The sequence below is a fragment of the Mesorhizobium sp. J8 genome (assembly GCF_016591715.1).
GTDB lineage: Bacteria > Pseudomonadota > Alphaproteobacteria > Rhizobiales > Rhizobiaceae > Mesorhizobium.
Genome location: NZ_AP024109.1, coordinates 355528 through 369752, shown reverse-complemented (window position 1 = coordinate 369752; position 14225 = coordinate 355528). Strand labels below are relative to the sequence as shown.

The window sequence follows — 14225 nt, the reverse complement described above, 5'->3', positions numbered from 1 at the left end:
TCGCGTCCCAAATCCTCTACGGGTAATTGTCGCCGGGCTCGGCAATATGGGGCGCAGCCATGCGCTGGCCTATCACACCAATCCGGGCTTCGAGATCGCCGCGCTCGTCAACCGATCCGACGTCCCGCTGCCCGATGGGCTTGGGCGTTACGGCATCCGCCGCTCCTTCGAGGAGGCATTGCGCGACGAGAAGCCGGATGTGGCGGCGATCGCGACCTATTCCGACAGTCACGCCGATTATGCGGTGCGTGCCTTCGAGGCCGGCTGCCATGTCTTCGTCGAGAAGCCGCTGGCAACGACGGTGGCCGACGCGCAACGCGTGGTCGACGCCGCCAAGGCCAACGGCAGGAAGCTGGTGATCGGCTATATATTGCGCCACCATCCGTCCTGGATCCGGCTGATCGCCGAGGCGCGCAAGCTCGGCGGCCCGTATGTCTTCCGCATGAACCTAAACCAGCAGTCTTCCGGCCACACCTGGGAGACGCACAAGCAGCTGATGCGGACCACATCGCCGATCGTCGATTGCGGCGTGCATTATCTCGACGTGATGCTGCAGATCACCGATGCGAGGCCGGTCGAGGTGCGCGGGATGGGCGTGCGCCTGACCGACGAGGTGGCCCCCTCCATGTACAATTACGGCCACCTGCAGGTGCTGTTCGAGGATGGCTCGGTCGGCTGGTACGAGGCCGGCTGGGGTCCGATGATCTCGGAGACGGCCTTCTTCGTGAAGGACGTGATGTCGCCCAAAGGATGCGTTTCGATCGTCATGAAGGAGGGCGTGAAGTCCGACGACATCGACACCCACACCAAGACCTCGACCATCCGGCTGCACAGTGCCGCGACCGGGCCGGACGGCAAGTTCGCCAGGGAAGACCAGTTGCTGTCGATGGAGGGCGAGCCGGGCCACCAGGAACTCTGCGACCTAGAGCAGGCGTTCCTGCTCAAGGCCATCCGCGAGGATATCGACCTCACCCGCCACATGGACGATGCCGTGAAGTCGCTCGCCGTCTGCCTCGCCGCAGACGAGAGCGTACGCAGCGGCAACGCCGTCAAACTCTAAAACAGGAACGAAGCCGTGGGCTCGCTGAAGATCGAGAATGTGAAGAAGGCTTTCGGGCCGGTCGAGGTGCTGAAGGGCATCGACCTTCAGGTCAGTGACGGCGAGTTCGTCGTCTTCGTCGGCCCGTCCGGCTGCGGAAAATCGACGCTGCTGCGCGTCATCGCCGGGCTGGAGGATTCGACCTCCGGCCGCGTGCTGATCGACGGCGCGGACGTTTCGGTCACGCCGCCGGCGAAACGCGGCATCGCCATGGTGTTCCAGACCTACGCGCTCTACCCGCATCTGACGGTGAAGAACAATATGGCGCTGGGCCTCAAGCAGGCCGGCACGCCGGCGGCCGAGATCGAGCGCCGCATCAAGATCGCTTCCGCCATGCTGTCGCTCGAACCCTATCTCGAGCGCCGGCCGGCGGAATTGTCGGGCGGCCAGCGCCAGCGCGTCGCCATCGGCCGCGCCGTGGTGCGCGAGCCGAAGCTTTTTCTCTTCGACGAACCGCTGTCGAACCTCGACGCCGCGCTGCGCGTCAACACCCGCCTGGAGATCGCGCAGCTGCACCGGCGGCTCAAGGCGACGATGATCTATGTCACCCACGATCAGGTCGAGGCGATGACGCTGGCCGACAAGATCGTCGTGCTCAATGCCGGCCGCATCGAGCAGATCGGCAGCCCGATGGAGCTCTACAATTCGCCGGCCAACGAATTCGTCGCCGGCTTCATCGGCTCGCCGAAGATGAATTTTATCGACGGCGCAAAGCTGGGCGAGACGGCGAAGACCATCGGTGTGCGGCCGGAGCATCTGACGGTGGATACTAAGTCCGGCGCCTGGAAAGGCACGGTGGTGCATGCCGAGCATCTCGGCGCCGACACCAACCTCTATCTCGACTGCGAGAAGGCGGGGCTGATCACCGTGCGCATCTTCGGCGTCTACAATGCCGAACCCGGCGCGACGCTCTACGCGACGCCGGATGCGGCAAAGACGTATCGGTTCGGGGTGGATGGGAAGGTGTTGAAGTAGCACGCCTTTTTCCTTCTCCCCTTGTGGGAGAAGGTGGATCGGCGCGCCAGCGCCGAGACGGATGAGGGGTGCTCCAGCGGAGCGCGCCCTCAAGGGCTCCAGGCGTTTATCCTGCTTCGCCGAGATCCTTCCAACACCCCTCATCCGGCCGCTTCGCGGCCACCTTCCCACAAGGAGGAAGGGGAGGTCTGCCCTACTCGTCCGCCTTGAACGTCTGCTTCTGCTGGCCGAGGCCTTCGATGCCGAGCTCGACGACGTCGCCGGGCTTCAGGAACACCGGCGGCTTCATGCCCAGTCCGACGCCGGGCGGGGTGCCGGTGGAGATGATGTCGCCGGGATGCAGCGACATGAACTGGCTGAGATAGGAGACCAGATATTTCACGCCATAGACCATGGTCTTGGTCGAGCCGTTCTGCATGGTCTTGCCGTTGACGGTCAGCCACATCTTCAGGTTCTGCGGGTCGGCGACCTCGTCCTTGGTAACCAGCCACGGGCCGGTCGGGCCGAACGTGTCGCAGGACTTGCCCTTGGTCCACTGGCCCTGGCGCTCGGCCTGGAAGGCGCGCTCCGACACGTCATGCGCAACGGCGTAGCCGGCGACATAATCCAGCGCATCATCCTCCGAGACGTATTTCGCGGTCTTGCCGATGATGACGGCGAGCTCGACTTCCCAATCGGTCTTTTCCGAACCGCGCGGGATCAGCACATCGTCATCCGGCCCGACGATCGCCGAGCTCGCCTTCATGAAGATGATCGGCTCCGGCGGCACGGTGGCGCCGGTCTCGGCGGCGTGATCGGAATAGTTGAGGCCGATGCAGATGAACTTGCCGGTGCCGGCGACGCAGGCGCCCAGGCGCGGCTTGCCGGAGACCAGCGGCAGCGACTTCGGATCGAGCTTCGAAAGCATCTCCAGCGAGGCCGGATGAAGCGCCGTGCCGGCGATGTCGGCGACATGGGCGGAAAGGTCGCGGATATTCCCATCCGCATCAAGCAGGCCGGGCTTCTCGCTGCCAGCTTCGCCATAGCGCAACAACTTCATCTCAACGTTCTCCACCTTGCGGCCAAGGGCCGGTTTTGCAAATTGCCATCAAAGCCAGCGGACCCTAGTCGCCGGCCCCGTCGGCGGCAAGCAAGCCTTGCCGCTTGCCGACCAAATCGTCGATTTTTTCAGACGTTTCGATCCGACCGCCTCACCGATACCCGAGCCTTTCGTCAGATCGACCAGCCGCCGTCGATGTTGTAGGCCTGCCCCGACGTGTAAGTCGCGCCGGCCAGATAGACGGCGAGATCGGCGATCTCCTCCGGCGTGCCAAGCCTGCCCATCGGCTGGCGGGCGATGAAGGCCGCGCGCGCTGCCTCATAGTCGCCCTGCGCATGCATGCGGTCCTGCAGCGACGGGCTTTCGACCGTGCCCGGGCAAATGGCGTTGCAGCGAATCCCCTTGGCGACATAATCGGCGGCGACCGCCTTGGTCAGGCCGACCACGGCCGCCTTGGTCAGACCGTAGACGAAGCGGTTCGGCACGCCCTTCTGCGAGCTTGCCAACGAGGCCATGTTGATGATCGAGCCATCGCCGCGTTCCAGCATGCCGGGCAGCACGGCGCGGATGGTGCGGATCATCGAACGGACATTGAGGTTGATCGCGAAATCGAGATCCTCGTCCTTCATCTCAAGGATCGAGCCGGCATGAACGAAACCGGCGCAGTTGAACAGGACATCGACCTGGCCGATCTCGGCGAAGGCGGAGGCAACGGCCGCGTCGCTCAGCACGTCGAGCTTGCGGGTCTTGATGCCAGGCGTTTTGCCCAGTTCGGCCAGCAGCGGCTCGTTGATATCGGTGGCGTGAACGGTCGCGCCTGCCTTGGCGAAGGCCAGCGCGCTCGCCCGGCCGATGCCTTGCGCCGCCGCGGTGACGACGACCACTTTACCTGCCAGATCCGCCATGTTCTTCTCCTCGCCTGCCTGGAGCGTTTCACCGTTTCACAGAAACGGCGAACCGCTCCATCTGTGCTTGGCGCAATTCCGGACGGAAAGCCGCTCACACCTTTCCTGGAATTGCCAGTGCGTCCGCCTCTATCGATGGCCGACCCGGGCGTCGTGTGCCAGACGGCCGGCATCGTGCGGTCAGATTCCCGCTTCACAGATAAAGATGTTTTTTCTCGTTAAAGAACACGCGGACGGGCGTCAAGCCCGAAGGCGATCACCTTCGCGACAGCGGCCGAAGAAACGGCTCCGGCAGGGGTGCCTCAGGCAGGCAAACGCCTCAATCGCCGTAAGGAACCCAGACGTTCTTGGCCTCGATGGCGCGGCGCAGGAAGGCCTCGCCGGCCGCCTCGCTCGACGTCCAATCGAGCGTACGGCCATTGCCAGTCCAGACGCGCTTGAGGTTGCCGATCGAATCCGCTTCCGCCTTGGCGCAGGTGTCGGCATCGGCGAACAGCCAGAGCCCGTCCACATCGTCGTGCTTCGCCAGCACGCCGGCGAGCTCGGGGCTGCGGCCGGTGACGATGTTGATGGCGCCGGCCGGAATGTCGGAATATTCGATCACCTGATAGAGGTCGGTGGCCAACAGCGGATGCCGCTCCGACGGAACGGCGACCACGGTGTTGCCCATGGCGAGCGCCGGCGCGACCAGCGATATGAAGTTGAGCAGCGGCTGGTTGTCCGGCGCGACGATGCCGACGACCCCGACGGGCTCATGCAGCGCCAATGTCACGACGCGGGCCGGCGGCTGATGGACACGGCCCTCGAATTTGTCGGCAAGGCCGGCATAGAGGAACAGCCGCTCGATCGACTGCTCGACCTCTTCGCGCGCGGCCTTGGCGGTGACGCCAGTCAGCTGGACAAGCCGCGTGGCGAACTCGTCGGCGCGGCCGGACAGGTTTTCGGCGAAATAGTAAAGCACCTGGCTCCGGTTATAAGCGGTCGCGTCCGGCCAGGCCTTGCAGGTGCGGGCAGCGGCGACGGCGTCGCGGATGTCCTTGCGGTTGCCGAGGCCGACTTCACCGGCAAGCTTGCCTTTGGCGGTGACGACGGCGAGCGAATAGTTGCCGTCCGGTCGCGCCTGCTTGCCACCGATGAACAATTTTGCCGTGCGGTCGATGGCCGTACCGTCAGCCTGCTCGACCGGCTGTGCCGAGCCGACCGCCGTCGGCTTGATGGCAGCGCCGACGGGGAGCTTTGCCGCGAGATATTCGAACATGCCCTCGCGGCCGCCTTCGCGGCCGAAGCCGCTTTCGCGATAGCCGCCGAAGCCGCAGGCGGCGTCGAACATGTTGGTGCCGTTGACCCACACCACGCCGGCCTTCAATTGCGGCGCGACGTGCAGGGCAAGATTGACATTCTCGCTCCACACCGAAGCGGCGAGGCCGTAGCGCGTGTTGTTGGCGAGCTCGATCGCTTCCTCGGTGTTGCGGAAGCTCATCGTCGCCAGCACCGGGCCGAACACTTCTTCCTGCGCCAGAATGTTTGCCGGCGAAACGCCAGTCGCCAGCGTCGGCAGGTGATAGTAGCCGGAGGACGGCAGCGCTGCGTCCGGTTGCCAGCAGACGGCGCCCTGCTTCGCGCCCTCGGCGATCAAGCCCTTGACGCGGTCGAGCTGGGTGCGATCGACCAGCGGGCCGATATCGGTGTTCTTGTCGAGCGGGCTGCCGACCCGCAGCCGGCTCATCCTGACCTTGACCTTGGCGATGAAGGCTTCCGCGATGCCTTCCTGAACCAGGAGGCGCGAGCCGGCACAGCAGACCTGGCCCTGGTTGAACCAGATGCCGTCGACGAGGCCCTCGACGGCGCTGTCGAGATCGGCATCCTCGAAGACGATGAAGGCCGATTTGCCGCCGAGCTCGAGCGAAAGCTTCTTGCCCGATCCCGCAGTCGCCTTGCGGATGATCTTGCCGACCTCCGAGGAGCCGGTGAAGGCGATCTTCTGGACGCCCGGATGGTTGACGATGGCAGCGCCCGCCTCAGGGCCGCCCTGGACGATGTTGACGACGCCTTTCGGCACGCCGGCGCGCTCGCAGATCTCGGCGAACAGGATCGCGGTGAGCGGAGTGAATTCGGCCGGCTTCAGCACCACGGTGCAGCCGGCGGCCAAAGCCGGCGCGATCTTCCAGGCCAGCATCAGCAGAGGGAAATTCCACGGGATGACCTGACCGACGACGCCGACCGGCTTGTTGCCCGGAAAATCCTTCTCGAGCGTTTGCGCCCAGCCGGCATGATGGATGAAATGGCGGATCGCCAGCGGCACGTCGATGTCGCGGCTTTCGCGGATCGGCTTGCCGTTGTCGATCGATTCCAGAACCGCGAACAGGCGCTGGTGGCGCTGCATGGCGCGGCCGATGGCGTAGAGGATTTTTGCGCGGGCGTAGCCGGAGGAAGCCGACCATTTCGGCAGCGCCTTGGCGGCGGCCTGGACCGCGGCATCGATGTCGGCGGCGCCGGCATCCGAGACCTTGGCCAGAAGCTTGCCGGAGGACGGCTCGCTGGTGTCGAAGGTCTTGCCGCCGGCCGCCGCCTTCCAGGCGCCGTCGATAAACAGGGCCTTGGAGAAATCGCGCGAGGCCAACCAGGCATCGGCCTCGTTGCGGGCCTCCGGCGCCGGACCGTATTCCATGGCGTGATAGCGTTCTAGGATGTTCATGGGGCGCTCCTTCCGGAGAATATTTCAGGATAAGTTGGCGCTCTACGGCGCCCCCCTCTGTCCTGCCGGACATCTCCCCCACTTGTGGGGAGATTGGCCGTCATCGGCGATTTCGCCAATCTCCAGCGTTGCAGGACTGGAGCGGACAAAGGCGCGAGCTGATCTCCCCCCTTGTGGGGGAGATGTCCGGCAGGACAGAGGGGGGCGCGAAGGAGCTCGGCGCTCAAGGCCTTCGCTCGCCCTACGCCATCGCGTGGCGGTGGTTGGCCGAATAGTGGCCGGTCAGATGATGTTCGAGCTGGCGTTCGATGTCGGTGAGCAGGCTCGACGCGCCGAAGCGGAACAGCTCCGGCTCAAGCCAGGGCCGGCCAAGCTCTTCCTTCATCAGCACCAGCCAGTCGAGCGCGACCTTGGCGGTGGAGATGCCGCCCGCCGGCTTGAAGCCGATGAGATAGCCGGTTTCCTCGAAATAGGCGCGGATGGCGCGGACCATGGCAAGACCGACGGGAAGCGTGGCGTTGACGCTTTCCTTGCCGGTCGAGGTCTTGATGAAATCGGCGCCCGCCATCATCGCCACCATCGAGGCGAGCATCACATTGCGCAGCGTGGAAAGGTCGCCGGTGCCGAGGATGACCTTGAGATGGGCGTCGCCGCAGGCGGCGCGCATGGCGACGATCTCGTTGAACAGCTCGCGCCACTTGGCGCCGTAGACCAGGCCGCGCGGGATGACGACGTCGATCTCGTCGGCGCCGTCCTTCACCGAGGCCTCGATCTCCTGCAGGCGGGTCGAGAGCGGCGCCAGGCCGTGCGGAAAGGCGGTGGAGACCGCGGCGACATGGATGCCTGTGCCGCGCACGGCGTCGACCGCGGTCGCGACGAAGGGATGATAGACGCAGACCGCCGCCGGCCGGATCGTCTCGCCCGATATGCCGAGACCCTCGACGATGTCGCGGCGCAGCGGGTTGATCGCCTTGGCACAGAGTCGGCGCACGCGCTCGTCGGTGTCGTTGGAATTGAGCGTCGTGAGGTCCATGCAGGCGATGGCCCGCAAAAGCCAGGCCGCCTGGTTGTCGGCCTTGATCGAGCGCCGCTTGGTGAGCGTGGCGACACGACGCTCCAGCGCCGAGCGGTTGACGCTGCGCACCGATTCCAGGAAGCCGAGATCGAGCTTCATGCCGGGGTTGCGGGCGATGCCGTGTTCCAGCGGCAGCGGCGTGTTGGCGGCGGCGCGCGCCGGCAGCGGCATCACCTTGGACGCGCCTGCGCCTGCTTCGCGGATCGTGCTCATCTCCTGCCCTCTTATTCAGCTGCGTACGCCGAAGGATAGCCCGTGAAGCGTTGCTTCACGAGTCTTTCGGTGGCTCATAGCGGAAAAAGACAGCAAAAGCAGCCGATTTTTGACCGCAGGGTCAAACCGGCGGACGCGTGCCTCAGCCGACGAAGGCGCGCTCGACGACGAAGCTGGCCGGATGGCTCAAGGAGCCTTCCTGGAAGCCGAGGCTTTCGGCAAGCTCCTTGACGTCCTTCAGCATATGCATCGAGCCGCAGATCATGATGCGGTCGGTCTCGGGATTGAGCTTGTCGATGCCGAGGTCGGAATAGAATTTTCCGGACCCGATCAGCGCGGTGATACGGCCCATGCGCGCCGATTCCTCGCGGGTCGTCGAATTGTATAGCGTGACGCGGCCCGCGGTCAGCTCACCGATCAGAGGATCGTTCTCGAGCGCCGCCACCAGTTCCTGGCCGTAAGTGAGCTCTGCAATGTCGCGGCAGGTGTGGGTGAGGATCACCTGATCGAACTTCTCATAGGTGTCGGGATCGCGCAGCAGGCTGGCGAAAGGCGCTATGCCGGTGCCGGTCGAGATCATGAACACGCGCTTGGCGGGCGTCAGCGCATCGAGCACTAGCGTGCCGGTCGCCTTCTGGCGCATGATGACGGTGTCGCCGACCTGAATTTTTTGCAGCTCGGAGGTCAGCGGGCCGTCCGGCACCTTGATCGAGAAGAATTCGAGCTCATCATCCCAGGCCGGGCTGGCGACGGAATAGGCTCGGAAGATCGGCTTCTCGGCATTGGGCAGGCCGATCATGACGAACTCGCCGGAACGGAAGCGCAGTGACTGCGGCCGGGTGATGCGGAAGGAGAACAGCCGGTCAGTGTAATGCTTCACCGACACCACGGTTTCGGCATAGACATTGGCCGGGATCGGGAACTGCAGCGGCCTTGCGCCAGCGACGTTCAACGCGGATGTCGTGTTCATTCCAACCCAACTTTCCGGCCCAGACGAAACGCACCGGGCGCCAAACTTTCTCCTGCGCGTCCGAACGGTCAGGTTCCGACGTGCCCGCTGCACATTGCCTAGCGGTAAGCTCTTGTGTCGGAAACTTATTAGTATACAAATGATCTTGAGGTCAAGATGGCGACGTAAAATGCGGTTCCAAACCGCGGCATATCCGTAGTCCTGGTATTTCGGGTTTCGGCAATGAATGAGAAATTTTCAGCGTCGGCGGGAAGCGTCGTGGCTGGCATCGATGTAGGCGGAACCTTCACCGACCTGCTTTTGATAGATGGCAAGGCCGGCGGCAAGGTCCATATCGCCAAGACCCCGACCACGGTGGAAAACCAGGCCTTCGGCGTGGTCGCCGCGCTCGGCGCGACCGGCTTTCCGATCGACGGCATCGACCTCATCGTGCATGGCACGACGACCACGACCAACGCCGTGCTGGAGCGCCGCCTGGCGCGGACCGGCATGATCACCACGCGCGGCTTTCGTGACGTGATCGAGCTTGGCCGCCGCACGAGGCCGCAGGCCTATGGCATGACGGGTACGTTTGTCCCCGTCATTCCCCGCGACCTTCGGCTCGAAGTGTCGGAACGGGTCGAGGCTTCCGGCGCCGTGCGCATTCAACTCGACGAAGCCGAGATGCGCGATGCGGTGAAGAAGCTGCTCGACGCCGGCTGCGAGTCGCTGGTCATCCACTTCCTGCATTCCTACGCCAACCCAGCGCATGAAAGGCGGGCGGCGGAGATCGCGGCGGAGCTCTGGCCGAACGGCCATATCACCACCGGACACGCGCTGCTTTCGGAAGCGCGCGAGTTCGAGCGCGGCGTGACGGCAGCGGTCAACGCCTCCGTGCAGCCGATCCTCGAGCGCTATGTCGAGCGGCTGCGCAAAGAGCTCGGCGCGAAAGGCTACGCCCGCGACTTCCTGATCATGAACGGCAATGGTGGCATGATCTCAGCCCGCTTCGTCACGCTGGAATCGGCGAAGACCGTGATGTCCGGTCCGGCCTCGGGCGTGATCGCCGCCGCCTATACGGGCAAGCGCGCCGGCTTCGGCAACCTCGTCACCTACGACATGGGCGGCACCTCGACCGACGTGGCGCTGATCCGCAATGCGGAACCCGCCGTCTCGAACGAGATCGAGATCGAATATGCGATGCCGATCCATGTGCCGATGGTGGCGGTGCATACGGTCGGCGCCGGCGGCGGCTCGATCGCGCGGGTCGACGCAGCAGGGCTGATCCAGATAGGCCCGGAAAGCGCCGGCGCCAATCCCGGCCCGATCTGCTACGGGCGCGGCGGCACCCAGCCGACGATCACCGACGCCAATCTCGTGCTGGGGCGCCTGGCGCCGAAGAGGCTGCTCGCGGTCGACAATCCGGTCACCGTCGAACGCGTCACCGGCATTTTCGAAGAGACGATCGGCAAGCGCACCGGCCTTTCCGGCGTCGAGGCGGCGGGCGCGGTGCTCAGGCTCGGCAACATGAAGATGGCGGGCGCGATCCGCATGGTCTCGGTGTCGCGCGGCCATGACCCACGCGATTTCGCGCTGTTCGCCTTCGGCGGCGCCGGACCGCTGCACGCGACGGCGCTTGCCCGCGAGCTCGGCCTCCCGCGCGTGCTGGTGCCGGCGCGCCCGGGCATCACCAACGCGCTCGGCTGCGTCGTCGCGGATCTGCGGCACGACTTCGTCAACACAATCAACCAGCCAGTGAAGCTGCTCGACGAAGCCATGCTTCGCGAGGTATTGGAACGGCACCGTAACGAAGGCGAGATGCTCATCGCCAAGGAAGCGGTGAAGCCGGACGCGATCCGCGTCACCCATTCGGCCGACATGCAGTTCGTCGGCCAGACACACATCATCAACGTGCCGCTGCCGTCGTCCTCGGTTTCACGAGAAACGCTGCAGCTTCTGTTCGAAAAAGCTTACTTCGCCCGCTTCAAGGTCGAGTTGCCGGAAATCCGCGCCAACCTCGTCAACCTCAACACCTCGGTCACCGGCGTGCGGCCGCAGATCGACCTGTCGCGGCTGATCGATCCGGCAGGACGCGCGGCGACGCTCGAGGAAGCGCGGCGGGAGATCCGTCCGGTTTGGTATCACGGCACCTGGCACGACACGCCGGTTTATGCCCGCGAAAAGCTGCCGCTCGACGCCGTGATCGAAGGGCCGGCGATCCTCGAACAAATGGACGCCACCACCGTGCTCGAACCCGGCGACCGGGCGCGCTCGGACGCCGACGGCAACATCATCATCGACATCGGCGAGGCCTGAGATGAGCACGCTCGACACGATCACGCTTTCGGTGCTGCAGGCGGCGCTGCAGCAGGTCTGCGACGAGATGGACCTGACCTTCTCGCGCGCGGCCTTCTCGCCGGTCATCGCCGAAGCCAACGACCGCTCTGACGGCATCTACTCGGCCGTCGACGGCTCGCTGATCGCGCAAGGCAGCCAGGGCCTGCCGGTCTTCGTCGGCGTCATGCAATATTCGACCAGGATGGTGATCGAGATGATCGCCGACGGTCGCTGCCTCGCACCGGAGCCGGGCGACATTTACATCGTCAACGATCCCTATCTCGGCGGGACGCATCTGATGGATGTGCGCTTCGTCATGCCGGTCTATCGCGGCGGCAAGATCTTTTGCTGGCTTTCCAACACCGGGCATTGGCCGGATATCGGCGGCTCGGTGCCTGGCGGCTTCTCCGCTTCGGCCACTGCCGTCGAGCAGGAAGGGCTCAGGCTGCCGCCGGTCAAACTGTTCAAGAAGGGCGTGCTCGATCCCGAGATCTACGCCATCATCTGCTCGAACATCCGCGTTGCCGACCAGCGCATCGGCGACATCCGCGCGCAGGCGGCGGCTTTGGTGATTGGCCAGGACAGGCTGAACGAAATCCTGGATCGTTACGGTGACGAAACCGTCGTCGAGGCGATCGCGGAGCTGCGCAGCCGCGCCGCCGAGCAGATGCGCGCCTCGATCGCCGTCATACCCGACGGTACCTACCGCTCTCAGGCCTTCGTCGATTCCGACGGCGTGGTGAACGAGCCGCTGACCATCAATCTCGCCGTCGAGAAAAAAGGCGACACGCTGGCCTTCGATTTCGCCGGCTCGTCGAAGCCATGTGCAGGCCCGATGAACAGCGTGCTGGCGACGACCTTATCGTCGGTCTATCTCGCCATGCGGCATATTTTCCCGGAGGTGCCGATCAGCGCCGGCGCCTTCGAGCCGCTGACCGTCAAGCGGCCGGAGGGCACCTTCCTCGACGCGAAATATCCTCGGCCGGTCTCGGGCTGCGCGGCGGAGGTTTCACAGCGCATCGCCGAGGCGGTATTCGCGGCGATGGTGCAGGCATTGCCGGAGAAGGTGACGGCCGCACCCGCCGGTTCCAGCGGGAATTTCGCGCTCGGCGGCAACGATCCGGCGCGCGGGCGCGACTATGTCATGTACCAGATTTCCGGCGGCGGCTATGGCGGCAATGCCAGCCATGACGGCTTGAGCAATGGCTGCTCGACCATCGGCATTTCGAAATCGCCGCCGGTCGAAATCATGGAGCAGGCGTTTCCGGTGCTCTACCGGCACTACGCGCTGCGCGAAGGCTCCGGCGGCGCGGGAAAACATCGCGGCGGCTTCGGGCTTGCCTATGAGGTTGAAATCCTGCGCGGCGAGGCCCGTGCTTCCTTCGTCATGGACCACGGCCGCTTCGGCCCGCAGGGCGCGCTCGGCGGCAAGGACGGCGCGCCGAACAGCGTGACCGTGTTCCGGAACGGCGAAGCGCATGTGCCGCCGCATCTTTCCAAGGAACAGGACATCGCGCTGAAAGCCGGCGACCGCGTGCGCGTCGGCACGCCGGGCGGCGGCGGCTATGGCGACCCGCGCGAGCGCGACCCGAAGCTGGTCGCGGAAGACATTCGACTTGGCTACTATACATCCGAACAGGCGGAGGAGATGTTCGGCATAGTTGTCTCTTCGCCGCCGGGCGCTCCCCGGCTATAGTATCAATATATTATATACGCCTAAAATAGTTACCCGTTTGGAACTTCGGACATGAACCGATTGGATAAGGAGATATTAAGCCGACAATTATAGATAGGAACCCTCGATGACGTTTCGGGGGACGGTCGTGGAGCTATCCGACGATTTACTTGAGAGTGCAAGTTCACCAGACCGTGCGCGATGGCAACTTGGTCGGCTCGCGCGTTTCCCCGAATTGGGCAATGTTCCGCAAAAGCTGTTCGGGCTGTGCCTGGTCTATATCACCATGGCGGCGCTGATCTGGCCGTCGGCATATTCCGCGATGGCAGAGATGTACTTGCTGCGGCTTTTCGTCTTTGGACCGCTCAGCTTTCTGGCAGTGGCGATCCCAATGGCGATTGCCCTGTCGCCGAAGGCTCCGGTCACATTCATCGCAATGTCGATCCGCACCAATGGGCTGCGGGCGGCGATTGTCGTGATCATGTTCATGCTGATGCTCTCCGCGTTCACGACCTACAAGGTGAACATACCCGACATCGTCCCCTTTTACTGCGACAAAGCCCTGGCCGATTTCGGCGAACTGCTGCACGGTCAGGCGCCATGGCGCATCGCTCACGCATTCGACTCCGACCTTCTGGCGACGGTCGTAGCGGTGACCTATGCCAGACTCTGGTTTCTCGAATGGTTCGGCTTGGTGTTTTTTGCAGCGCTACTCGCCAACCAGCCGGTGCACCTGCGGTATCTCGCCGCGATGGCCCTTGTGTTTATGGTGGTCGGAACGGTCATGGCGACGTTGTTTTCCTCCGTCGGCCCGATCTTTTACCAGGAATTGGTGGGCGGCGATCGCTATGCCGAGCTTCTGGACGTGTTGAAGCAGCGGCCCTCCAACGAGCACGTCCTATCTTATTCCAGCTACCTTCTTGCCACCTATAAGAACGACATGCCGGCGCTTGGTTCCGGGATTTCCGCCATGCCCAGCATGCATATGGCGGTCGCCACGCTGAATGCGTTTTACCTTGGGCGGCTCAACCGCTGGCTCGGCATTGCAGGCTGGGCATTCGCGATCGTCATCCTGTTCGGTTCGGTCTATACAGGCTGGCACTATGCTGCTGACGGCTACGTTTCGATGCTGGTCGTGGCCTTGATCTGGCGGCGCACCGCAAGCATCAGCGACGGCAAGAGGGTGACGGGTGCATGGTCCTCAAAGCCGGTAGCCGAAGCCGCATCCTGACCTTAACTTTTGTCAGGGCATGATCTTTCCGA

10 protein-coding genes are annotated in these 14225 nt (G+C 64.2%); 5 read left to right on the top strand and 5 right to left on the bottom strand.

Annotated elements, in window-relative coordinates; translation table 11 throughout:
* Positions 1-46 precede the first annotated feature (46 nt).
* Entirely contained in the window at positions 47-1060 is a 1014-nt protein-coding gene (locus tag MJ8_RS01850; protein ID WP_201415270.1) for a Gfo/Idh/MocA family protein, read from the top strand.
* Between the two features lie 15 nt (positions 1061-1075).
* Positions 1076-2074, top strand: a complete 999-nt coding sequence (locus tag MJ8_RS01845) for an ABC transporter ATP-binding protein (protein ID WP_201412821.1) — start codon at positions 1076-1078, stop codon at positions 2072-2074.
* Positions 2075-2267: 193 nt separating this feature from the next.
* Here the strand turns inward: MJ8_RS01845 and MJ8_RS01840 are convergent, their stop codons facing one another.
* From MJ8_RS01840 to MJ8_RS01820, 5 genes are all read right to left on the bottom strand, one after another.
* Positions 2268-3113: a fumarylacetoacetate hydrolase family protein gene (locus tag MJ8_RS01840; RefSeq protein WP_201412820.1), complete on the bottom strand. Its 846-nt coding sequence runs from the start codon at positions 3111-3113 to the stop codon at positions 2268-2270.
* A gap of 173 nt (positions 3114-3286) precedes the next feature.
* A complete protein-coding gene (locus MJ8_RS01835; protein ID WP_201412819.1) occupies positions 3287-4018 on the bottom strand; it encodes an SDR family oxidoreductase in 732 nt (243 codons plus the stop codon).
* 319 nt (positions 4019-4337) lie between these two features.
* The gene (locus tag MJ8_RS01830; RefSeq protein ID WP_201412818.1) at positions 4338-6713 is read right to left on the bottom strand and encodes an aldehyde dehydrogenase family protein; all 2376 of its coding nucleotides are present in this window, start codon (positions 6711-6713) and stop codon (positions 4338-4340) included.
* A 241-nt stretch (positions 6714-6954) separates the two neighbouring features.
* Positions 6955-8001: a deoxyribose-phosphate aldolase gene (gene deoC / locus MJ8_RS01825; RefSeq protein WP_201412817.1), complete on the bottom strand. Its 1047-nt coding sequence runs from the start codon at positions 7999-8001 to the stop codon at positions 6955-6957.
* Positions 8002-8143: 142 nt separating this feature from the next.
* Positions 8144-8971: a ferredoxin--NADP reductase gene (locus MJ8_RS01820; RefSeq protein WP_201412816.1), complete on the bottom strand. Its 828-nt coding sequence runs from the start codon at positions 8969-8971 to the stop codon at positions 8144-8146.
* Between the two features lie 222 nt (positions 8972-9193).
* Here MJ8_RS01820 and MJ8_RS01815 point away from each other — a divergent pair, with 222 nt between their 5' ends.
* The 3 genes from MJ8_RS01815 (at position 9194) to MJ8_RS01805 (ending at position 14193) form a co-directional block, all read left to right on the top strand.
* Positions 9194-11266: a hydantoinase/oxoprolinase family protein gene (locus tag MJ8_RS01815; RefSeq protein WP_201412815.1), complete on the top strand. Its 2073-nt coding sequence runs from the start codon at positions 9194-9196 to the stop codon at positions 11264-11266.
* Between the two features lies 1 nt (position 11267).
* Complete coding sequence (locus tag MJ8_RS01810) at positions 11268-12983, top strand: hydantoinase B/oxoprolinase family protein (protein ID WP_201412814.1); 1716 nt, start codon at positions 11268-11270, stop codon at positions 12981-12983.
* Between the two features lie 106 nt (positions 12984-13089).
* Positions 13090-14193: a phosphatase PAP2 family protein gene (locus tag MJ8_RS01805; protein ID WP_201412813.1), complete on the top strand. Its 1104-nt coding sequence runs from the start codon at positions 13090-13092 to the stop codon at positions 14191-14193.
* Positions 14194-14225: the final 32 nt, after the last annotated feature.